Here is a 20257-nt window from a genome sequence, read left to right as displayed (position 1 = left end):
TCCACCTGTTCCATATAGCTGGTAGATCAAGGCGAATCGGCCGGATCTTTGCAAGCCGCGTGTTCTTTAGCTCGACCAGAGCTTCTGGCTTCGCATTCTCACCCATCCAATCTAGGCGCTCCAAACACGCGGGTGTCTCTCAACCACCCACCCGCGTCCGGCTGCCTGCCGACACGGGCCTTATCCTCTTATGGAAAGCCCCATCTTTTGACATCCTTCCAGGATTTTAACCTCGCCGACGCGCTGACGCGCGCGCTGAAGGAAGAGAACTACACCACCCCTACCCCGATCCAGGCCCAGACCATCCCGCTCGCGCTCGAAGGCCGCGACGTGATCGGCATCGCCCAGACGGGAACCGGCAAAACGGCCTCGTTTGCACTGCCGATCCTGCACCGCTTGCTGCAGAACCGGATCAAGCCGCAGCCGAAGACGGCACGCGTGCTGGTGCTGAGCCCGACCCGCGAATTGTCGGGTCAGATCCTCGACAGCTTCAACACCTATGGCCGGCACATCCGGCTGAGCTCGGCGCTCGCGATCGGCGGCGTGCCGATGGGGCGCCAGGTCCGCGCTATCATGCCCGGCCTCGAAGTGCTGGTTGCCACCCCTGGCCGGTTGCTCGATCTGGTTCAGAGCAACGCTTTGAAGCTGACCCATGTCGAGTTCCTGGTGCTCGATGAAGCCGACCGCATGCTCGACATGGGCTTCATCAACGACATCCGGAAGATCGTGGCCAAGCTGCCGATCAAGCGGCAGACGCTGTTCTTCTCGGCCACCATGCCTAAGGACATCGCCGAGCTCGCGGACGCCATGCTGCGCGACCCCGCGCGAGTCGCGGTGACCCCCGTCTCCTCGACGGTCGAGCGCATTGCCCAGCGCGTCATCCACGTTGACCACTCGGCCAAGCCGAACCTTCTGGCTCAGTTGCTCAAGCAGGAGCCGGTCAACCGCGCGCTGGTGTTCACCCGCACCAAGCACGGCGCCGACAAGGTCGTGAAGAGCCTCGAAAGAGCCGGCATCCCCGCCCAGGCGATTCACGGCAACAAGTCGCAGAACCACCGCGAGCGCACCCTGGCGGCGTTCCGCACCGGCGAGATCCGAACCCTGGTCGCAACCGACATCGCGGCCCGCGGCATCGACGTCGACGGCGTCAGCCATGTCGTCAATTTCGACCTGCCGAACGTGCCCGAGACCTACGTCCACCGGATCGGCCGCACGGCGCGCGCCGGCGCCGAGGGCGTTGCGATTTCGCTCGTGGCCGGATCGGACGAGCTGTCCTACCTTCGCGACATCGAACGGCTGATCAAGATCTCGCTGCCGCGCGACGATCGCCGCACGCCCGGCCTCCGCGAGGCCGCTGCACCGGCCAAGCCGCCTCAGCGCGGTGGCCGTCCTGGCATGCAGAATGCGCGGACCAACGACGGTGGCACCGCCGCAAAAGGCCCTCGCCGTCACCGTCGTTCCAATGCTAAGATGGCGTCTCTGCCAGGCAATCGTCAGGAGCCCCAGCGGCCGTCGCAAGGCGGCGGCAAGGCCGGGTCGATTCAAGGCGTTGCTTTCCTGCATCGCGAGGGCAGACCCAAAAACCACGCTCAAAACCGCAACCAACGGCCAAACTAGACGTCTATCGATCTGGAGAAAGACATGGCTAAGGAAGAGCTGATCCAGTTCGAAGGGCTGGTCACCGAAATCCTTCCCGACGCACGCTATCGGGTACAACTCGACGCGGGGCACGAGATCGTCGCCTACACCGCGGGCAAGATGAAAAAGAATCGCATCAAGACGCTCGCGGGAGACCGCGTGACGGTCGAGATGTCGCCCTACGACCTCGAAAAGGGCCGGCTGATCTTCCGCCACAAGGACGAGCGTCCCAGCTCGCCCGGCGGTCCTCCGCGTGGCGCAGCGCAGCGCGGCGGCCAGTTCCGTCGGCGCTAGGGGCATTGGGCGGAGCAATGTTCCGCCCGGCCCGGCGGATTGATCAAGCCTTGCGCAATCAGCGACAATTCAGCGCGTCGGCGTCGAGCCGGCGCGTCAAAAAATCATGCACTCTCGCGCAGCTCAGGATTGTTTTGCGCGGGCATTTCCAATAATATATCCCGCAATCGATTTTCGGCCGGACGAGATTAGCTATTACCGGTACAGCCGGTTCAGACGCTGACGACCCTTCCAAAAATTCGATCTAACCAGCCCAGGAGACTGGGCTACGCATTTGGTATCTGAGAAGGGAACTACCCCGTGAGCATGGGAACCGTGAAGTGGTTTAACGCAACCAAGGGCTATGGCTTCATTCAGCCGGACGACGGCGGCAACGACGTGTTCGTGCACATCAGCGCCGTCGAGCGCGCTGGTCTCGGCACGCTGCGGGAAGGCCAGAAGATCTCCTACGAGATCGTGGCGGACCGCCGTTCGGGCAAGTCGTCGGCCGACAATCTCCGCGCCGCCAATTGAGCGACGCCGGGCGATCGCGCATGCGATTGCCCATCTGGACAACGAAAGGCCGCCTTGCGCGGCCTTTTTTATTGCCTTGATTGTTTGCCGCCGAGTTCTGCTCGTCCAAATGACCGTAGTGTCGGTCGCTCCGGTTCGCAGGCGCGTATGCGACTGCGGCCCCGGGGCCGGGCGGGCTCCGTTGCGGCAGCCCTCACCTCAGCAGGAAGTCGCCGGGCTATACATCACACAGGTCGACTGCCGCGGGCGGGTATAGGCGACGTCGCTGAGATTGACGCCCGTCTTGCCCATGACGTAGCCGATCGTCGGAACGTACTGGTAGTTCACCTCGCTGAAGATCAGATAGGTGCCGGACACCAGCAATTCAGCCGGCACGCCGACCGTCATGCCGACGGTTCGCGGCGTCGATCCCTTGCTCCACTTCACCGTCGCCTGCTTGGTGGTGGGATCGACATAGAGCTCGGTGATCGTCGCATTCACCGGCGTCGTGGAATACGGGTACATGATGCCGGTCGAGGCGGCGAAGAAGTTCGACATGTCGCTGTCGCCGACCGAGGTCGATTGCGAGGTCAGATCCGACAGGGTGCGCGCCATCAGGGTGACCTTGCGGTCGACGGCGATGGCCGAGCAGAATTCGACCGTGCCGAAGAACATCACCAGCATCAGCGGCACGATGAATGCGAACTCGGTGGCCGCGACACCGCGACGATCGGCAGCGAAGGCGTCGATGCGACGCCACAGGCGCAGGCTCGAAGACATACCCGGCATTCTTCCCAACGGCATGATGAATTCCTGGTGTCCCTCAGACGCAGCTCGCGAGGTCAGTGTTATGAATACGGCTCGTTCTTGAATGCGGCCGTACCCACCAGCAGCCGCTTACTGCCGCTCAGATTGGCGATGTTGTAGCCGAGCCCCGTCACGAAGATCGGCCATTGATAGAACAGCCTGACGACGACGATGTCTCCGGCCGCGCCCGGGCTGTAGGTCATGTTGTTGACGAAGTTGCCGCTGTTGTCGATCTGGTTGCTGATGGAGACGCTCCCGAACGAGGAGTAGCTCTTCACGTCGATATAGATCTTGTTGCAGTCGAACAGCGCGGGAACCTGGGTGCAGACGTAGCTCGCGAACTGCGACTGCGTATAGGCGCCCTGTTGCGCCTGTCCGGTCAGGATCATGCGCGCCGAGTCCTGCGTGATCGTCTCGAGCACCTGGCCGGCAAAGAACATCAGCGCCGTTTCGATGATCGCGAACAGCAGCGCAAAGAAGACCGGCGCGACCAGCGCGAATTCGAGCGCGGCCGATGCCCGCCGGTTGCGCCGGAAGCGGCGCAACAGCCGGCGCATCGAAGCGGTCAAGGAGACGGGGGCTTGCATGGGGTCATCCGGACTGGGAAGGCACATCAACCTGGGTGAAACGAATAGCGGAAACTCCTTGGGAAAGAGTTTCCTACAATACGGACAGTATGGCCCGCCGCATCAACGTCCCGCTAACCATGCTTGGGGGGTCGCTCGCAGTCGGCCCCTCCGAGGCAGCGCGCCACCTGCCCGACCCGATCATCGAAACCAAACGAACCAGGCGATCCAGCCGCAGCACCGGCGGCGAGGCTCACCGCATCGTCGGTGCGGAGGCGCGTGGAGATGCGGTCAGGCGCTGCCATCGACCCGGCCAAGCATGGCCAGGCCAGCGTTCAGTTGGTCTTCGAGGCCGCTGCCGCGTTGCCGCTCGCCGTGCTGGACATCGTTCCAGCCTGGTCGAGCACCGATTTGAAGTAGTTGTCGCCGTCGCCCAAGGTCACCCGGCGCTGGCAGATCGGCATGCAGCTATAGGTCTCGCGATCGACGCCCCGATACACCGTCACGAGCTGGTCGGTGGGTCCGGCGACCTGGATCTGGCGATCGATCAGCACCTGTCCACCGCGATCCATCGCAATGAAGTTGGTGGCACCGTAGCTCTTGCCGGTGACGACGATGATGCCGCCGCTCTGCAAGGTCACATCGGCGATCATCGGATTGCCGACGACGAGCGTGGCGACCCGGTCGGGCAACTTGACCAGCTTGGCCTGGTCGACATTCACGGCGATGGCGGGATCAGGCTCCGCCGAGGCGGCAGCCGGCCACAGCAGCACCGCGGCGACGGCCGCCCGCAATGCGAAGGAAACACTAGGACGACGCGACACAAAGAACGACATACTCAACCCCGGGACATTGACGAGCCGTCTCAAGCGATACGCAGCGGTGACGGCGCCCGACGCGGCAAATCTGCGCTCAATTGGTGAATGATCTGCAAACGTCGCGACGAAGCCTCGGGCGGTTGCAGAACACGTCATCTTCGGAACGGAAACGCGAGCTGACCGCCGAACTCACCGGGCATCGTCGCCTCGTCCTTGCCGTAGGCCATGGGCAACTGCCCCTCCGGCATCCGAAACGTGCCGAACAGGATGTCCCAGATCGGGAACGTGCCGGCGAAATTGGTGTTGCCGCCCTGCTCCATCGACGTGTGGTGCCAGCGATGGAAGACGGGTGTGGCGAGGACATATTTCAGCGGGCCCAGCGTCCAGTTGAGATTGGCGTGGACGAAGGCCGAATGGAACGTCGTGAACGGTCCGACCCAGATCATGACGTTGGGCGAGATGCCGGCCATCAAGAGGAGGACGTCGACCGCGATCGTGCCGAGGATCAGGTTGATCGGATGGAAGCGGGCCGCCGAAATCCACTCGAGATCCTCCGACGAATGGTGAACCGCGTGGTATTTCCAGAACTCGCCGCCATGGAACAGACGATGCATCCAGTACAGCATGAAGTCGGAGAGCACGAGGAAGAGCACCCCCTGCAGCCATTCGGGAAGCTGCGCCAGCGGGCCGTGCCCGTTTTCATAGAAGGCGATCAACTCGTCGGCGTCGCGGATCTTGAAGACAACGCTGGCGCCGAGCACGAGAAAGCCGATGCGGAGCACCCGCGCGAACACCGGTACGAAGAACCAGTAGACCACGTCGGTGACGAGCTCGCGCTTCTGCCACCACGGCTTTCCGGGATTGCAGGCCCAGAAGTGACTGAGCACCGAGAACACCACTGCCAGCATCAAGGTGATCGGCAACACCTTCTCGATGGTCTGGCCGAGCATCAGCGCGACTTCCCATGGCAGACCGGACATCACATTCCTCATCTCATGAACTGTTCCGAGGGGTACTCCCAGGCGCTTAAGGAGCCGTGAACCTGCGCGCCCGCAGAACCGCCCTGCCGATCGGCCCAGCGCGATCGACATCGAGCCACATGCTCCACCAGCCAGGTCGACACGGCCCCATGCATATAGTGTGGAATGCGGAGCAGGCCCGGCGATGGATGGGGCCGGGCATGACGGCCCAAACCCTGCGCTCGTCTTTCAGCGAGACCGACTGCGGCGTGGCCATGCGTTATTTCGAATGGTCGTGCCGCGCTTCATCCAATGTTTACTCTGCACAATAACAGCCATTTGTCGCCGTGTTTCGGCGACCGAATTAACTACGCCGAAATTCCTGCCCCCTACGGTGGCCGCATGGTCACGGTGCTGAGAACGCCGCAACGACCAGAGTTTGTTCGACCAGCCACGTGTACATGGAGTTACCTATGAAGAATCTTCTTGCTCGCTTCGTGAAGGATGAATCCGGCGCGACCGCGATCGAATACGGTCTGATCGCCGCCGGCATCTCGCTCGCGATCATTGCCGCGGTGAACGGTCTCGGCTCCAGCCTGAGCTCCAAGTTCGGCGCGATCAACACCTCGCTGAAGTAAGCGGTCGTCACGGCCGAGCAAAAAAGGCCCCGGACATCCGGGGCCTTTATCATTTCCACATTCAGCTTCGCGGCGTTCAGTGATGCGTAACCACGTTTTGTCCGCAGCCGCGTCCCGGCCTCCGTCCAGCGGGGCCGACGTCGCCTTGCGCTGGATCTGCGGCGGCCTCGGCCTGTCCATCCTCGCTCTGGCGGCCCGCATCGTCAGCGTCTGGTGAGAACGACAACCAGCCGGCCATTCCGGCTGTTTCCCGATCGTTTATTTCTTGCAGCTAGGCTCTGGCGCAGCGGCGCACCCATGCCCGCGTCGATGCCATTGAGAGCCCATGACCCTCGATCTCGCGCGCCTTCTGCTGTTTCCGGCCCTGATGGCCTTTGCCGCGGCGAGCGACCTGTTCACGATGACCATTTCGAACCGGGTCTCCCTGGCGCTCGTCGCCGGCTTCCTGGTTCTGGCGCCGCTGAGCGGGATGAGCATGGCTGACATGCTGATGCATCTGGGCGCGGGCGCGACCCTGCTGGTGATTGCTTTCACCTGCTTTGCATTCGGCTGGATCGGCGGCGGTGACGCCAAGGTCGCATCCGCCGCCGCCCTGTGGTTCGGCTTCGCCCACCTGATGAACTACCTGTTGTACGCCTCGATCTTCGGCGGCGTGCTCACCCTCGCCCTCATGCAGTTCCGGCAATGGCCGTTGCCCTACATGCTGGCGGGGCAACCCTGGCTTGCACGCCTGCACGCCAAGGAGAGCGGCGTGCCCTATGGCATCGCGCTCGCCCTGGGCGCTCTGATGGTCTATCCGGAGACCGATTGGGTGAAGGCGATCGACGCTGCGCGCCTTGCATTGCTCTGAACACACCGTGTCAACGCGGTGTTAAGGCGATTTAGATACGCCTCATTAACCATGCTTTGACGAATAACTGCTCAACTCCCATCACGGCGGCGGAAACGTCGCGGCGTCATGTGGAAAGTGAAGCGTATGAATACCGCACGCATTGTGGTTCTGACCATCGCTGTAGGCGCTGGCGGCGTGGCCGCATATCTCGCGAGCGGGTCCGACGACCGGCCGGCTCAAGTCGCCGCGCCCGCGCCGCAGATGCCGACCGTCGACGTTCTCGTCGCCAAGGGCGACATCGCCCTCGGCCAATCCCTCAAGCCCGAAGATCTGCAGTGGCAGAGCTGGCCGGCGGCCACGGCCAGTGCCAGCTTCATCCGCCGCAACGAGCGGCCTGAAGGACAGACGCAGATAACCGGCACGATCGCGCGGGCGCCGTTCATTGCCGGCGAGCCCATCCGCGAACAAAAGCTCGTCAAGGCCGACGGCTCGGGCTTCATGGCCGCGATCCTGCCGGCCGGCATGCGCGCCGTTTCCACCGAGATTTCTCCGGAGACCGGCGCCGGCGGCTTCATCCTGCCGAACGACCGCGTCGACGTGATCCTGTCCAAGCGCGAACGCAATCCGGATCAGCCCAACGCGGGCGACGTCGTCAGCTCCGATATCATCCTGTCGAACATCCGTGTGCTGGCGATCGATCAGGCCCCCAAGGAAAAGGACGGCCAGACCACGGTGGTCGGCAAGACCGTCACGCTGGAGCTGAAGCCGGAACAGGCCGAGACGCTCGCGCGTGCCCGTCAAACCGGAACGCTGTCCCTGGCGCTCCGCAGCATCGCCGACGTCAACGTGGCCGAGCGCCGCACGGACGAGACCAGCCGCAAGCGCAGCGACAGCGTTGCCGTCGTCCGCTTCGGCATTCCCAGCACGATGACGACGCAGAAGTGAGCAAGAGGACCACCCAGATGACCTGCAGCGAAAATCAGCGGAAGATGCGGACCCTGCTGGTCCGCGCGCTGTCGTTTTCGGCCGCCGCTGCGCTGACCCTCAATCCGGCGATCGCGCCGGTGATCGCGGCAGACTATCGCCCGGCGACTGCAGCCGCCGCCGCGGACGGCCAGATCAATGCACGTTTCCTTGCGCTCGGCATCGGCAAGTCCGTCGTCATCGATCTGCCGCGCGACATCAAGGACGTTCTTGTCGCCGATCCGAAGATCGCGAATGCCGTCGTGCGCTCCTCTCAGCGCGCCTACATCATTGGTGCGGCGATCGGTCAGACGAATATCGTCTTCTTCGACGCGCAGGGCCAGCAGATCGCGGCCTACGACATCGCGGTCAAGCGCGACCTGAACGGCGCCCGGGCGGCGCTGAAGCAGTTGCTGCCGAATGCCGATATCCAGATCGAGGGCCTCGCCGACAGCATCGTGCTGACCGGCTCGGCGTCGAGCCAGATCGAAGCCCAGCAGGCCGGCGAACTGGCCGCCCGGCTCGCCGGCGGCGCCGACAAGGTCGTCAACTCGATCACCGTGCGCGGCCGGGACCAGGTGATGCTGAAGGTGACCGTCGCCGAGGTGCAGCGCTCGGTCGTCAAGCAGCTTGGCATCGATCTCTCCGGCCAGCTCAACTACGGAACTGCTGTCGTCAAATTCGCGAACTCCAATCCGTTCACCGCCTACGGTAGCAATCTCGTCTCCAACAACGCCGTGACCGCAGCGTTGGGCGGGGCGACCCCGACGGTGCAGGCGACGCTGCGCGCGATGGAGAACGCGGGCGTGATCCGTACGCTCGCCGAACCCAATCTGACCGCCATCTCGGGCGAGTCCGCGACCTTCATCGCCGGCGGCGAGTTTCCGGTTCCCGCCGGTTACTCCTGTGATCCGACGACCCATGTCTGTACGACGCAGATCAGCTTCAAGAAGTTCGGCATCTCGCTCAACTTCACGCCCGTCGTGCTCAGCGAGGGCCGGATCTCGATGCGGGTGATGACCGAGGTTTCGGAGCTCTCAAACGAGAACTCGATCACGCTGTCGCAAGCCGTCAGCTCGACGACGGTCAACTCGTTGACGGTTCCATCGATCAAGACCCGGCGCGCCGAGACCACGCTCGAAATTCCGTCCGGCGGCGCCATGGCGATGGCCGGCCTGATCCAGCAGCAGACCAAGCAGGCGATCAGCGGCATGCCGGGCCTGATGCAGCTGCCGGTCCTCGGCGCGCTGTTCCGCAGCCGCGACTACGTCAACAACCAGACCGAATTGATGGTTCTGGTGACGCCGTTCGTCGTCCGCGCCGTGGCACAGAAGGATCTCTCCCGCCCTGACGACGGCTTTGCGGCCGCGTCCGACCCCCAGGCCGATCTCCTGGGTAGCATCAACCGCATCTACGGCGTACCCGGCCGGGTCGAACCCGGACGCAACTATCGCGGCACCTATGGCTTCATCACGGACTGAGCCGGGACAAGGACCTGCAACGATGACCACCACATCCAGCCCCGCCCGATACCGACGCCTGCCCCTTGCCGCAGCGCTCGCCGGAGCCGCAGCCCTGCTCGGCGCCTGCAACTACACCAGAGACGCCGCCACCACGGCGAGCATCCCCGACGACTACCGGCTGCGCCACCCGATCGCGATCCAGGAGGCCCCGGACTCCCTGGTGGTCTTCGTCGGCCAGGGTCGTGGCGGCCTGACGGCCGAGCAGCGCGCCGACGTGATGGGACTGGCCCAGAGCTGGATTCGCCAAGGCACGGGCGCGATCAGCGCCGACGTGCCGAGCGGCACCCCCAACGCACGGGCGGCCGCCGACTCGATGCGGGAGATCCACTCCCTGCTGGCCGCCGCCGGCGTCCCGCCGCACGGCATCACCGTACGCAACTATCAGCCGAAGGACCCGCGCCAGATGGCCGCGATCCGGCTGAGCTACCCAAAAATGTCGGCCACGGTGGGGCCCTGCGGGATCTGGCCGGATGACCTCGGGCCGTCGATCAAGAACAAGAACTGGTTCGACAACAAGCCTGACTGGAACTACGGCTGCGCCTACCAGCGCAACATGGCGGCAATGGTCGCCAACCCGTCGGATCTCGTGCAGCCGCGATCCGAAACGCCGTCCTATACCACCCGGCGCACGGCATTGTTCGACAAATATCGCAAGGGACAATCAACCGCGATCACGTATCCAGAGGCCGACAAGGCCAAACTCAGCGACACAGGCAAATGATCAGCTACGCCCGACAGACCCAAGAGGAGCAGCCTGACGTCGTGCCGCCGCCGGCCGACGATCACATCGCGCCCGCGCCGCGCGTGTCCGTGCAGGCGTTCTGTGAGACGGTGGAAACCGCCGCGACGGTCCAGGCCGCCGGTGAGGACCGGCGCCTCGGCAAGGCCCATCTGAAGGTTCAGATGGGTGGCATGGCGGCGGCGATCGAGGCCTACCGGTCTGCCCCGACCCCGAACGTCATCATTCTGGAGACGGATGCACGCACCGACATCCTGGCCGGCCTGGATCAGCTCGCGACGGTTTGCGACCCGGGCACGCGCGTCGTCGTGATCGGCCGCGTCAACGACGTCACGCTGTATCGCGAGCTCGTTCGGCGCGGCGTCAGCGACTATGTGCTGTCGCCAGTGACGCCGATCGACGTCGTCCGCTCGATCTGCAACCTATTCTCCGCGCCGGAAGCCAAGGCCGTCGGGCGCATCGTTGCCGTCGTCGGCGCCAAGGGCGGCGTCGGAGCCTCGACCCTGGCCCATAACATTGCCTGGGCGATCGCGCGCGACCTGTCGATGGACTCCGTGGTGGCAGATCTCGATTTGGCGTTCGGCACCGCCGGCCTCGACTACAACCAGGATCCCGCGCAGGGCATCGCGGACGCCGTCTTCTCACCGGACCGGATCGACATCGCCTTCATGGACCGGCTGTTGTCGAAATGCACCGATCATCTGAGCCTGCTGGCCGCGCCTGCGACGCTCGACCGGGTCTACGATTTCGGCGCCGAGGCATTCGATGCGGTCTTCGACACGCTGCGGGCCTCGATGCCATGCATCGTGCTCGATGTTCCGCATCAATGGGCAGGCTGGACCAAGCGGGCGCTGATCTCCGCGGACGACATCCTGATCGTCGCGGCGCCGGATCTCGCCTCGCTGCGCAACACCAAGAACATGTTCGATCTCCTCAAGGCCGCCCGGCCGAACGATCGCATGCCGCTCTACTGCCTGAACCAGGTCGGCGTTCCCAAGCGGCCCGAGATCAATGCGAGCGAGTTCGCCAAGGCGATCGAAAGCCCGCCGATCGCAACGATCCCGTTCGAGCCGCAGATCTTCGGCGCGGCCGCCAACAACGGCCAGATGATTGCGGAGATGTCTCCCAGCCATCGGACGACGGAGATGTTTCTCCAGATCGCGCAGCGGCTCACCGGCCGCAGCGAGACAAAGAAGCCGAAAGGCTCCTTCCTGTCGCCTCTGCTGGACAAGCTGAGGGCGAAGTAAGCACGCGTGGAGTTCTAAGTCGTGTTTGGTAAGCGTAGCGGATTGGACAACGATACCAGGGCCCTCAGGCCGGCCGCGCCGGCGCCCGAGCCGGCGCCGGCTGCACCACGCGCGGCGTCTCCGGCCGTGCCGTCGCCACCTCTAGCTCCGACCCGGCAGGCTCCGCCGCCGCCACCACCGGTTGTCGAGGCCCGGCGTTCGGACAGTTACTATCAGGTCAAGGCGACGATCTTCGGGGCGCTGATCGAGGCGATCGATCTCGCTCAGCTGGCCAAGCTCGACGGCGAATCCGCGCGCGAGGAAATCCGCGACATCGTCAACGAGATCATCGCGATCAAGAATATCGTGATGTCGATCGCCGAGCAGGAAGAGCTGCTCGACGATATCTGCAACGACGTGCTCGGCTATGGCCCGCTGGAGCCGCTGCTGTCGCGTGACGACATCGCTGACATCATGGTCAACGGCGCCGGTACGGTCTTTATCGAAGTCAACGGCAAGATCCAGCGCACGGGCATCCGGTTCCGCGACAACCAACAGCTCCTGAACATCTGCCAGCGCATCGTCAGCCAGGTCGGCCGCCGCGTCGACGAATCGTCACCGATCTGCGACGCGCGTCTCGCTGACGGCTCGCGCGTCAACGCCATCGTTCCGCCGCTGGCGATCGACGGCCCCGCGCTCACCATTCGTAAGTTCAAGAAGGACAAGCTGACGCTCGATCAGCTCGTCAAGTTCGGCGCGATCTCGCCGGAGGGCGCGGAGATCCTGCAGATCATCGGCCGCGTCCGCTGCAACGTGCTGATCTCCGGCGGTACCGGTTCGGGCAAGACCACGCTGCTGAACTGTCTGACCAATTATATCGATCACGACGAGCGCGTCATCACCTGCGAGGACGCCGCCGAGCTCCAGCTGCAGCAGCCACATGTGGTGCGCCTCGAAACCCGGCCGCCCAACATCGAGGGCGAAGGCCAGGTGACGATGCGCGAGCTGGTGAGAAACTGCCTGCGTATGCGGCCCGAGCGCATCATCGTCGGCGAGGTCCGCGGACCCGAGGCCTTCGACCTGCTGCAGGCCATGAACACCGGTCACGACGGATCGATGGGCACGCTGCACGCCAACAACCCGCGCGAGGCGTTGTCCCGCTGCGAATCCATGATCACGATGGGCGGCTTCTCGCTGCCGTCGCGGACCATCCGTGAGATGATCTGCGCCTCGATCGACGTCATCGTCCAGGCGGCACGCCTGCGCGACGGCTCCCGCCGCATCACGCACATCACCGAGGTGATGGGCATGGAAGGCGACACCATCATCACCCAGGACATCTTCCTCTACGACATGATCGGCGAGGACGCGAACGGCAAGATCATCGGGCGCCACCGCTCGACCGGAATCGGCCGGCCGCGGTTCTGGGAACGTGCGCGCTACTACGGCGAAGAGAAGCGGCTTGCGGCTGCACTCGATGCCGCCGAAGTTGCGAGCAAGGACTGAGGAGAGACCCCATGAAGCTCCAGGCTCTCGCCCTTGCCTTCCTCGCCGCCACCGCGATCGGCGGCATCGCCTGGGTGTTTCTTTATCCCCTGCTGTCGGGTGAGCGGAAGGCCGAGCAGCGGCGCAGCACCGTCGCCAAGTCCGAGCCGGTGGTCCGACAGGCCGAGCGCAGCCAACGCTCGCGCCGCGAGCAGGTCGAGTCCTCGCTGAAGGATCTCGAGGCGAAGGCCCAGAAGCAGAGCAAAGTCCCGCTGAACATGCGGATTTCGCAGGCTGGACTCGACTGGACCGTGCAGAAATTCTGGATCGTTTCCGGTGTCCTCGGCTTCGTCGTCTGCGCCGTTGCCTTCTTCGCCGGTGGCGGCCCGCTCGGCGCGCTCGGGCTCGGCTTCGCCGCCGGTCTCGGTCTGCCGCGTTGGATCCTCGGCTACCTCAAGAAGCGTCGCGAGAAAAAATTCCTGGCGGCATTGCCGGACGCCGTCGACGTGATCGTGCGCGGCATCAAGGCGGGCCTGCCGCTGTTCGAATCCATCAAGGTCGTCGCCGCCGACGCGCCGGAGCCTTTGCGCAGCGAGTTCCTCGGGATCATCGAGACCCAGGCGATCGGCATGCCGCTCGGCGAGGCTTGTGCGCGGCTCTATGAACGGATGCCGCTTCCCGAAGCCAACTTCTTCGGCATCGTCATCGCGATCCAGCAGAAGTCGGGCGGCAATCTCTCCGAAGCGCTCGGCAACCTCTCGAAGGTGCTGCGCGACCGCAAGAAGATGAGCGAGAAGATCCAGGCGATGTCGATGGAGGCCAAGGCGTCCGCGGGCATCATCGGATCGCTGCCGCCGATCGTGATGCTGCTGGTCTATCTGAGCACGCCCGACTACATCTCGTTGCTCTGGACCCATCCGACCGGCCAGTTGATGCTGGTCGGCTGCGTGATCTGGATGTCGATGGGCATCCTGGTCATGAAGAAGATGATCAATTTCGATTTCTGAGGTGGACCATGGTCGACATTCTGGTCTCCAAGCTGCACGACCCGCACTTCATGACGATGTTCTTCGCCGCCATCGCGGCGACGGCCACCGTCTATACGCTGATCATGCCGCTGTTTGCAGGCGAGAACCTGAACAAGCGCATGAAGGCGGTCGCCAGCGAACGCGAGCGGATCAAGCAGCGCGAGCGCGAGCGGTTGAACGCCGGCGAGAAGGTCTCGTTGCGGCAGACGCCGAAGCAGCTCATCTCTCGTGTGGTGGAGGATTTCAACCTCACCAAATGGCTCGCTCAGGAGGCGGCCCGCGAGAAGCTCATCATGGCGGGCTACCGCGGCCAGGCGCCCTACATCACCTTCCTGTTCGCGCGCCTGGTGACGCCGCTGGTTCTGTTCGTCGGTTCCGTGCTGTACGTCTTCGTGATCGCGCATCTGCAGAAATCGATGCCGGTCAAGATCGGCATCTGCGTCGGCATGGCCTATCTCGGCCTGCAGGCTCCGATGCTGTTCCTGAGCAACGCGATTTCCAAGCGGCAGCTGTCGATCAAGCGCGCGTTTCCCGACGCGCTCGACCTGCTGCTGATCTGCATCGAATCCGGCATGTCGATCGAGGCCGCCTTCCGCCGCGTGGCGATCGAGATCTCGAGCCAGTCGATCGCGCTGTCGGAGGAGTTCACGCTGACCACCGCGGAGCTCTCCTACCTGCAGGACCGCAAGGTGGCCTACGAGAACCTCGCCCGGCGCACCGGCCTCGAAGGCGTGAAGTCGGTCTGCCTCGCGCTCCAGCAATCGGAGCGCTACGGCACCCCGCTCGGGCAATCGCTGCGCGTGATGGCGCAGGAAAATCGCGACATGCGCATGAACGAGGCCGAGAAGAAGGCGGCCGCGCTGCCGCCGAAGCTGACGGTGCCGATGATCCTGTTCTTCCTGCCGGTGCTGTTCGTGGTCATTCTGGGACCGACCGGCATCAAGGTCGCGGCCATGCAGTAGAGGTAGACCGCTCGCGAAAAATTTCGCTTGCGGTCGCGGCTCTACGCTGGAAGCTAGGCGGCGCATGATCGAGGTCTCCGCCTGATGTCCGACAAGCTCCGCCGCGCCGATGGCGCCCGCGTCCTCGCCGATCTGAACGCACTGCGCGCCTTCGGCACCTACAAGACCGGCGTGCACCGGCCGACCTTCTCCGACGCCCATCGTCAATCGCTCGCTTGGCTCGCCGAGCGCCTGCCCGACGCGCAGCTGACGCCTGATATCGACGGCATCGGCAACGTGCTAGGCACCAGCGCCAAGCCAGGCCCCAAGCTGCTGGCCGGATCGCATCTGGAGAGCCAGAACCAGGCCGGCTGGCTCGATGGCCCGCTCGGTGTCGTCTACGCGCTGGAGGCGGCGCGCGTGCTCAATCCCGATCCGTCCATTGTCGGTGCGGTGGAGGTCGCCTCCTGGTGCGACGAGGAGGGCCATTTCGGCAGCATGCTCGGCAGCCGGTCCTATGTCGGCGACGTCAGCGAGGCCGAAATCGATGCTGCCCGCGACCGCAGCAGCCCGCGTACGATGCGGGAGGCGCTTGCCGAGATGGGCCTCGCCGGACGGCCGCGCCTGCAGGCCGAGCGCGGCCGGCATATCGGCTATCTCGAAGCTCATATCGAGCAGGGCGACACGCTCGAGGCGAGCGGGCTCAAGATCGGTGTCGTCACCTCGATCGTCGGCATCTGGCAATACCGCATCACCTTCACCGGCGAGCAGAACCATGCCGGCACGACGCGGATGGCGGTGCGCAAGGATGCCGGGCTCGCGCTCGCCAAGTTCTGTGTGGCGATCGATACGCGCTTTCCGGCCGCCTGCGGCCCGCGCACGGTGTGGACCACGGGACGCATCACGCTCGATCCGGGCGCACCGAGCATCATCCCCGGCCAGGCCGAGATGCTGTTCCAGATCCGCGACGACAATGCCGCCGTCGTCGACCGGCTCGAAGAGCTGCTGCGTGAGATGGCTGCGCAGGCGTCAGCGGCAGGTCCATGCCAGGTCGTGGTCGAGCGCATCCGGACCGGCGCGCCGGCCATGATGGACGGCACGTCCCAGGATGCGATCGAGGCCGCCAGCCGCGATCTCGCCGCCGGCAAGTCGCTGCGGATGCCGAGCGGCGCCGGACACGACGCGCAGGTGCTGGCCACCATCATGCCGGCGGGCATGCTGTTCGTGCCGTCGATCGGCGGCATCAGCCATCACTGGACCGAGAACACCTCCGATGCCGACATCGTCACCGGCGCCGCCGTGTTCGTCGACACCTGCCGCCGCCTGCTGACAGGAGCGACACGATAGGCCACGTCATCAGCGAGGCACGTCGTCAGTCCGGCTGGTTGAGCGCGGCCATCGGCGCGGCATTGCGCGCCTTGCCCTTGCCCTGGCTCTGCCCTTGAATCATCTGCTTGAGATAGGCGACGTTGGCGGCGGCCTCGTCCGGCGGCAGATCGGCCCGTGCGATCTGCTCGGCCTCCGCAAAGCGTCCCTGCAGGCCGACGACGAGCGCGAGGTTCTGGCGCACCCGCGCGTCCGCCCCCTGCGAGCCGTAGGCCTGCCGCAGCACCTCCTCGGCCTTCGGCAGCTCCCGCGTCAGCATGTAGGACAGGCCGAGATTGGACAGCACCGAGGGCTCGCCGGGCACGATCTTCAGCGCGCTATCGTAATAGCGCCGCGCCTCCTCGTGGCGGCCCATCTGGTCAAGCACCGTGCCCTGCACCGACAGCAGCTTCCAATCGGGATTGTCCGGCGAGTGCGCGCGCGACAGCACGTCGAATGCGAGCTTGAAATTGCCGTTGTCGGCCAGCGCTCGGCCATAGGCGGCGAGCACGGTCTTGTTGCCGGCGTTGGCGAGCGTCGCCTGCTCCAGCACCGCAACCGCCTGCTCGCGCTGGCCGTTGTTGCGCAGCGCCTGGCCGTAGGCGACCGCGATGGCCGCATCCTTGGGGTTGGCCCGGTAGCGCTCGCCATACACCTCGACCGCGCGCTGCGGGGTCGCGGGCGGCGGCGGCTCGGCCCGGCTGCGCAGCGAGCCCGTGACGTCGGACATGGTCTGGCAGCCGCCGAGGCCCGCAGCGACGAGCGCGGTGAGGGCAACGGACGCAAGCAGCCGGGGAATGGAAGACGATTGACGCATGTCACGTGGACTCGAACGAGCGAATTGAACGCGCCAGCAATAAACTGTTAACGCTAACAGCCGGTTAATGGCGCGATCCAGGCGCAGTCGTCACATCCGCGTCGGTTTGCGGGCCAGGCGGCCGGCGTGATTGCAGCGGCCTTCAAACTCTGCGAAGTCTGGCTGCCGCGCGCCAGTTAGGGAACCATTAGGCATGCCGTCGATGTTCGAGACCGCCTCCACAACGTCCGCCATCCCGATCACCTTCGTAACGAAGGCGAGCTGGCCGGGGATCAAGGAGAGCCTGTCGGCTGAAGCACGCAACTTCGCCGAGGCCAACGTCTACACCGCAAAGCCAGGCAGCTATCTGGCGTTGCCCGCCGCCGACGGCCACATCGCGCAGGTGCTGTTCGGCCTCGACGACGACGCCAAGCACCGTGACCTGTTCCGGCCGGGCGCCCTGCCCGGCCTGCTGCCCGCCGGCACCTACCGCTTCGCCAATGCGCCGCATGATGCACGGCTCGCCGCGCTCGCCTTTGCGCTCGGCAGCTACCGTTTCGGCCGCTACCGCAAGACCGAGACGCCGGAGGTCCGCCTCGTTCCGCCGGATGGCGTCGACGCCGCCGAGCTGAACCGCCTTGCCGACGCGGCGACATTGGCGCGCGACCTCGTCAACACGCCGTCCAACGACATGGGACCCGAGGAGCTCGAGGCCGCGGCGAAGCAGGTCGCCGACCGCTTCGGCGCGCGCTTCACCAGCATCGTCGGCGACGATCTGCTGCGCCAGAACCATCCGCTGATCCATGCCGTCGGTCGCGCCTCGACCCGCGCGCCGCGGCTGATCGAGCTCGTCTGGGGCGATCCATCGCATCCCAAGGTGACCCTGGTCGGCAAGGGCGTCTGCTTCGACACCGGCGGGCTCGACCTGAAGCCGTCGAGCAGCATGCTCTTGATGAAGAAGGACATGGGCGGCGCCGCCAACGTGCTGGCGCTGGCGCAGATGGTGATGGACGCCAAGCTCAAGCTGCATCTGCGCGTGCTGATTCCAGCGGTCGAGAACGCGGTCGCCGGCAACGCCTTCCGTCCGCTCGACGTGTTTCCCTCGCGCAAGGGCCTCACCGTCGAGATCGGCAACACCGATGCCGAGGGCCGGCTGGTCCTGGCCGATGCGCTGGCGCTGGCCGACGAGGAGAAGCCCGACCTGCTGATCGACATGGGCACGCTGACCGGCGCCGCGCGCGTCGCACTCGGTCCCGATTTGCCGCCGTTCTACACCCAGGACGAGGCGCTCGCCGCGGACGTCGCGCGCTGCGCGGCCGCCGAGAACGATCCGCTGTGGCGGATGCCGCTATGGGCGCCTTACGACTCGTGGCTCGACTCCAAGGTCGCGACCATCAACAACGCGCCCTCGGGCGGCTTCGCCGGCTCAATCACCTGCGCGCTGTTCCTGCAGCGCTTCGTCGAGCACGCGAAGAGCTGGCTGCATCTCGACATCTTCGCCTGGACGCCGTCGGCCAAGCCGGGCCGGCCCGAAGGCGGCGAGTGCCAGGCCGCACGCGCGCTCTACAAGCTCCTGAGCGAGCGCTATGGCTGATCCGCGCCTCACGCCCGCGCGCGGCGACATCGCGGCGAAGCATCTCCAGGGACAGGTGACGGCCGCGCGCTTCGTCGAGGGCGAGGCGCTGGTCGTCATCGATCCGATCGCGCCGCTGCGCCAGCAGCCATATTCGGGCGCCGAGCTGGCGACGCAGGCGCTGAAGGGCGAGCGCGTCATAGTCTACGATCGCAATGGCGAGGGCTGGGCCTGGGGCCAGCTTGCAGCCGATCAGTATGTCGGCTGGCTGCCGGAGGCGGCGCTGGCAACGCCGGCTGCGGCGCCAACGCACAAGATCAGCGCACTGCGCAGCTTCGCGTTCCCGGGTCCGTCGATCAAGCTGCCGCCGGTCGCGACGCTGCCGATGGGGTCCGCTGTCGCGGTGGTCCGCGAGGACGCGAGCTTCGCCGTGACGGCCGAGGGCTGGTTCGTGCCGAAGCCGCACGTGGCGCTGCTCGGTGCCATCGAGCCCGATTATGTCGCGGTCGCCGAGCGCTTCGTCGGTACGCCCTATCTGTGGGGCGGCAAGAGCAGCCTCGGCATCGACTGCTCCGGCCTGGTGCAGGTGTCGTTGAATGCTGCGGGTGTGCCGTGCCCGCGCGACAGCGACATGCAGCTCGCCGCGCTGGGGCGCTTGCTCGACGGGGGAGAGCCGCTTCGCCGCGGCGATCTGATGTTCTGGAAGGGCCACGTCGCCATCGTGCGCGATGCTGACACGATCGTCCACGCCAACGCGTTTCATATGGCCACGCAGATCGAGCCGATCGGCGAAGCGATTGCCCGTATCAAGGCGAGCGGGAGCGATGTGCTCGCGATCAAGCGGCTGGATTGACTCGCCTCATCGCGCTGGCGCGTCCTCCCGATGAGGTTTTGAGACGCAGGCTCCCTCCTCCGTCATTGCGAGCGTAAGCGAAGCAATCCAGAGTCCCGCCCACGACTCTGGATTGCTTCGCTGCGCTCGCAATGACGCGGAGAGAGCGGCGCAAGAGTCCGATATACCTATCAAACAGCAACAGGCCGCGCCAAACAGCAGGGCAAGCATCCGCATTCTCGCGGCCGCATCGGTCCGAGTCCTGCTGCAATCATCCGCCCTCGGCAACATGAGAGGGCGCAGGGAAGGCCGGGTGCCGACCGCACCCGTGGTTGCGTGCAACAAGCACGCGGTAGTCACCACAGGTACGGGCCGAACATCCGGCCTTCCCTGCGCGATGTTTTGCGACTTACTTCGTGATCTCCCCAGGGACCGGCTTTCTTGCCCCTGTCGGCCGCAGGCCTCATCGGCTCCCGCGACCTTGACGCCAGCATCGGGGCGCCAGGACCACACGACTTCGCCGTCCGCATGACGCCGTTCGTCGGTGCGCACATGCACACTGCAACATCATCGCGGCCATCGCATCCCGCACCCGACGTCCGTGACGACGCGTACGTCCCTCTCGTGGGGCAGGACGGGGCGGAGTATGCACGATTTCCGAAAAAAAGAAAGATGAATATTTTTCGCGAGAGGACTGGACAGGCGTTCGCGGACCGCGCCCGTCGGCCAAATCACCCGCAAT

21 protein-coding genes are annotated in these 20257 nt (G+C 65.2%); 16 read left to right on the top strand and 5 right to left on the bottom strand.

The window, feature by feature from the left end:
* The first annotated feature begins 207 nt into the window (after positions 1 to 207).
* The 3 genes from QW861_RS22880 (at position 208) to QW861_RS22870 (ending at position 2445) form a co-directional block, all read left to right on the top strand.
* A complete protein-coding gene (locus QW861_RS22880) occupies positions 208 to 1617 on the top strand; it encodes a DEAD/DEAH box helicase (RefSeq protein WP_316193562.1) in 1410 nt (469 codons plus the stop codon).
* Positions 1618 to 1641: 24 nt separating this feature from the next.
* Positions 1642 to 1932, top strand: a complete 291-nt coding sequence (gene infA, locus QW861_RS22875; RefSeq protein ID WP_315804701.1) for a translation initiation factor IF-1 — start codon at positions 1642 to 1644, stop codon at positions 1930 to 1932.
* Positions 1933 to 2232: 300 nt separating this feature from the next.
* Entirely contained in the window at positions 2233 to 2445 is a 213-nt protein-coding gene (locus tag QW861_RS22870) for a cold-shock protein (protein WP_006612155.1), read from the top strand.
* 198 nt (positions 2446 to 2643) lie between these two features.
* Here the strand turns inward: QW861_RS22870 and QW861_RS22865 are convergent, their stop codons facing one another.
* The 4 genes from QW861_RS22865 to QW861_RS22850 form a co-directional block, all read right to left on the bottom strand.
* On the bottom strand, positions 2644 to 3204 hold the full coding sequence (locus tag QW861_RS22865) for a TadE/TadG family type IV pilus assembly protein (RefSeq protein WP_316172659.1): 561 nt from the start codon (positions 3202 to 3204) through the stop codon (positions 2644 to 2646).
* 68 nt (positions 3205 to 3272) lie between these two features.
* A complete protein-coding gene (locus tag QW861_RS22860; RefSeq protein ID WP_315713819.1) occupies positions 3273 to 3818 on the bottom strand; it encodes a TadE/TadG family type IV pilus assembly protein in 546 nt (181 codons plus the stop codon).
* A gap of 314 nt (positions 3819 to 4132) precedes the next feature.
* The gene (locus tag QW861_RS22855; protein ID WP_316172660.1) at positions 4133 to 4633 is read right to left on the bottom strand and encodes a pilus assembly protein N-terminal domain-containing protein; all 501 of its coding nucleotides are present in this window, start codon (positions 4631 to 4633) and stop codon (positions 4133 to 4135) included.
* Between the two features lie 134 nt (positions 4634 to 4767).
* Positions 4768 to 5595, bottom strand: coding sequence for a sterol desaturase family protein (locus QW861_RS22850; protein ID WP_316172661.1), 828 nt, complete (start codon positions 5593 to 5595; stop codon positions 4768 to 4770).
* Between the two features lie 452 nt (positions 5596 to 6047).
* Between QW861_RS22850 and QW861_RS22845 the strand changes: the two genes are divergently transcribed.
* From QW861_RS22845 to QW861_RS22795, 11 genes are all read left to right on the top strand, one after another.
* Positions 6048 to 6212, top strand: a complete 165-nt coding sequence (locus QW861_RS22845; protein WP_231317342.1) for a Flp family type IVb pilin — start codon at positions 6048 to 6050, stop codon at positions 6210 to 6212.
* Positions 6213 to 6294: 82 nt separating this feature from the next.
* Positions 6295 to 6429: a hypothetical protein gene (locus QW861_RS22840; RefSeq protein ID WP_316172662.1), complete on the top strand. Its 135-nt coding sequence runs from the start codon at positions 6295 to 6297 to the stop codon at positions 6427 to 6429.
* Between the two features lie 108 nt (positions 6430 to 6537).
* Positions 6538 to 7062 (top strand): prepilin peptidase, encoded by a 525-nt coding sequence (locus QW861_RS22835; protein WP_315734617.1) that lies wholly within the window; start codon positions 6538 to 6540, stop codon positions 7060 to 7062.
* A gap of 126 nt (positions 7063 to 7188) precedes the next feature.
* Positions 7189 to 7989 (top strand): Flp pilus assembly protein CpaB, encoded by an 801-nt coding sequence (gene cpaB / locus QW861_RS22830; protein WP_315713815.1) that lies wholly within the window; start codon positions 7189 to 7191, stop codon positions 7987 to 7989.
* Positions 7990 to 8006: 17 nt separating this feature from the next.
* Positions 8007 to 9488: a type II and III secretion system protein family protein gene (locus QW861_RS22825; RefSeq protein WP_315714366.1), complete on the top strand. Its 1482-nt coding sequence runs from the start codon at positions 8007 to 8009 to the stop codon at positions 9486 to 9488.
* Positions 9489 to 9510: 22 nt separating this feature from the next.
* On the top strand, positions 9511 to 10251 hold the full coding sequence (locus tag QW861_RS22820) for a CpaD family pilus assembly protein (protein ID WP_315713814.1): 741 nt from the start codon (positions 9511 to 9513) through the stop codon (positions 10249 to 10251).
* On the top strand, positions 10248 to 11516 hold the full coding sequence (locus QW861_RS22815; RefSeq protein ID WP_315713813.1) for a CpaE family protein: 1269 nt from the start codon (positions 10248 to 10250) through the stop codon (positions 11514 to 11516). Before QW861_RS22820 ends, QW861_RS22815 begins: the two co-directional genes overlap by 4 nt.
* A 21-nt stretch (positions 11517 to 11537) precedes the next feature.
* On the top strand, positions 11538 to 13001 hold the full coding sequence (locus tag QW861_RS22810) for a CpaF family protein (RefSeq protein ID WP_315713812.1): 1464 nt from the start codon (positions 11538 to 11540) through the stop codon (positions 12999 to 13001).
* Positions 13002 to 13012: 11 nt separating this feature from the next.
* Complete coding sequence (locus QW861_RS22805; protein WP_315713811.1) at positions 13013 to 13987, top strand: type II secretion system F family protein; 975 nt, start codon at positions 13013 to 13015, stop codon at positions 13985 to 13987.
* 8 nt (positions 13988 to 13995) lie between these two features.
* Positions 13996 to 14970: a type II secretion system F family protein gene (locus QW861_RS22800; RefSeq protein ID WP_315753445.1), complete on the top strand. Its 975-nt coding sequence runs from the start codon at positions 13996 to 13998 to the stop codon at positions 14968 to 14970.
* A gap of 84 nt (positions 14971 to 15054) precedes the next feature.
* Entirely contained in the window at positions 15055 to 16296 is a 1242-nt protein-coding gene (locus QW861_RS22795) for a Zn-dependent hydrolase (RefSeq protein WP_315825980.1), read from the top strand.
* Between the two features lie 25 nt (positions 16297 to 16321).
* Here the strand turns inward: QW861_RS22795 and QW861_RS22790 are convergent, their stop codons facing one another.
* Entirely contained in the window at positions 16322 to 17131 is an 810-nt protein-coding gene (locus QW861_RS22790) for a tetratricopeptide repeat protein (RefSeq protein ID WP_316172663.1), read from the bottom strand.
* Positions 17132 to 17324: 193 nt separating this feature from the next.
* Here QW861_RS22790 and QW861_RS22785 point away from each other — a divergent pair, with 193 nt between their 5' ends.
* Entirely contained in the window at positions 17325 to 18704 is a 1380-nt protein-coding gene (locus QW861_RS22785) for a leucyl aminopeptidase family protein (protein WP_316172664.1), read from the top strand.
* Entirely contained in the window at positions 18697 to 19536 is an 840-nt protein-coding gene (locus QW861_RS22780) for an NlpC/P60 family protein (RefSeq protein WP_316172665.1), read from the top strand. The genes QW861_RS22785 and QW861_RS22780 overlap by 8 nt, the downstream gene beginning before the upstream one ends.
* The last annotated feature ends 721 nt before the right edge of the window (positions 19537 to 20257 follow it).

This window comes from Bradyrhizobium sp. SZCCHNRI1029 (assembly GCF_032487555.1).
Taxonomy (GTDB): domain Bacteria; phylum Pseudomonadota; class Alphaproteobacteria; order Rhizobiales; family Xanthobacteraceae; genus Bradyrhizobium.
Note: the sequence above shows the minus strand (reverse complement) of the source record. Positions and strands in the feature narration are given on the sequence as shown.

Bases quoted from the DNA above. Each gene is read 5' to 3' on its own strand.
- QW861_RS22815 (WP_315713813.1), top strand. From the start codon at position 10,248: ATGATCAGCTACGCCCGACAGACCCAAGAGGAGCAGCCTGACGTCGTG.
- cpaB (WP_315713815.1), top strand. From the start codon at position 7,189: ATGAATACCGCACGCATTGTGGTTCTGACCATCGCTGTAGGCGCTGGC.
- QW861_RS22785 (WP_316172664.1), top strand. From the start codon at position 17,325: ATGCCGTCGATGTTCGAGACCGCCTCCACAACGTCCGCCATCCCGATC.
- QW861_RS22850 (WP_316172661.1), bottom strand. From the start codon at position 5,595: ATGTCCGGTCTGCCATGGGAAGTCGCGCTGATGCTCGGCCAGACCATC.
- QW861_RS22805 (WP_315713811.1), top strand. From the start codon at position 13,013: ATGAAGCTCCAGGCTCTCGCCCTTGCCTTCCTCGCCGCCACCGCGATC.
- QW861_RS22800 (WP_315753445.1), top strand. From the start codon at position 13,996: ATGGTCGACATTCTGGTCTCCAAGCTGCACGACCCGCACTTCATGACG.
- QW861_RS22855 (WP_316172660.1), bottom strand. From the start codon at position 4,633: ATGTCGTTCTTTGTGTCGCGTCGTCCTAGTGTTTCCTTCGCATTGCGG.
- QW861_RS22795 (WP_315825980.1), top strand. From the start codon at position 15,055: ATGTCCGACAAGCTCCGCCGCGCCGATGGCGCCCGCGTCCTCGCCGAT.
- QW861_RS22840 (WP_316172662.1), top strand. From the start codon at position 6,295: ATGCGTAACCACGTTTTGTCCGCAGCCGCGTCCCGGCCTCCGTCCAGC.
- QW861_RS22820 (WP_315713814.1), top strand. From the start codon at position 9,511: ATGACCACCACATCCAGCCCCGCCCGATACCGACGCCTGCCCCTTGCC.
- QW861_RS22780 (WP_316172665.1), top strand. From the start codon at position 18,697: ATGGCTGATCCGCGCCTCACGCCCGCGCGCGGCGACATCGCGGCGAAG.
- QW861_RS22860 (WP_315713819.1), bottom strand. From the start codon at position 3,818: ATGCAAGCCCCCGTCTCCTTGACCGCTTCGATGCGCCGGCTGTTGCGC.
- QW861_RS22845 (WP_231317342.1), top strand. From the start codon at position 6,048: ATGAAGAATCTTCTTGCTCGCTTCGTGAAGGATGAATCCGGCGCGACC.
- infA (WP_315804701.1), top strand. From the start codon at position 1,642: ATGGCTAAGGAAGAGCTGATCCAGTTCGAAGGGCTGGTCACCGAAATC.
- QW861_RS22865 (WP_316172659.1), bottom strand. From the start codon at position 3,204: ATGTCTTCGAGCCTGCGCCTGTGGCGTCGCATCGACGCCTTCGCTGCC.
- QW861_RS22825 (WP_315714366.1), top strand. From the start codon at position 8,007: ATGACCTGCAGCGAAAATCAGCGGAAGATGCGGACCCTGCTGGTCCGC.
- QW861_RS22835 (WP_315734617.1), top strand. From the start codon at position 6,538: ATGACCCTCGATCTCGCGCGCCTTCTGCTGTTTCCGGCCCTGATGGCC.
- QW861_RS22790 (WP_316172663.1), bottom strand. From the start codon at position 17,131: ATGCGTCAATCGTCTTCCATTCCCCGGCTGCTTGCGTCCGTTGCCCTC.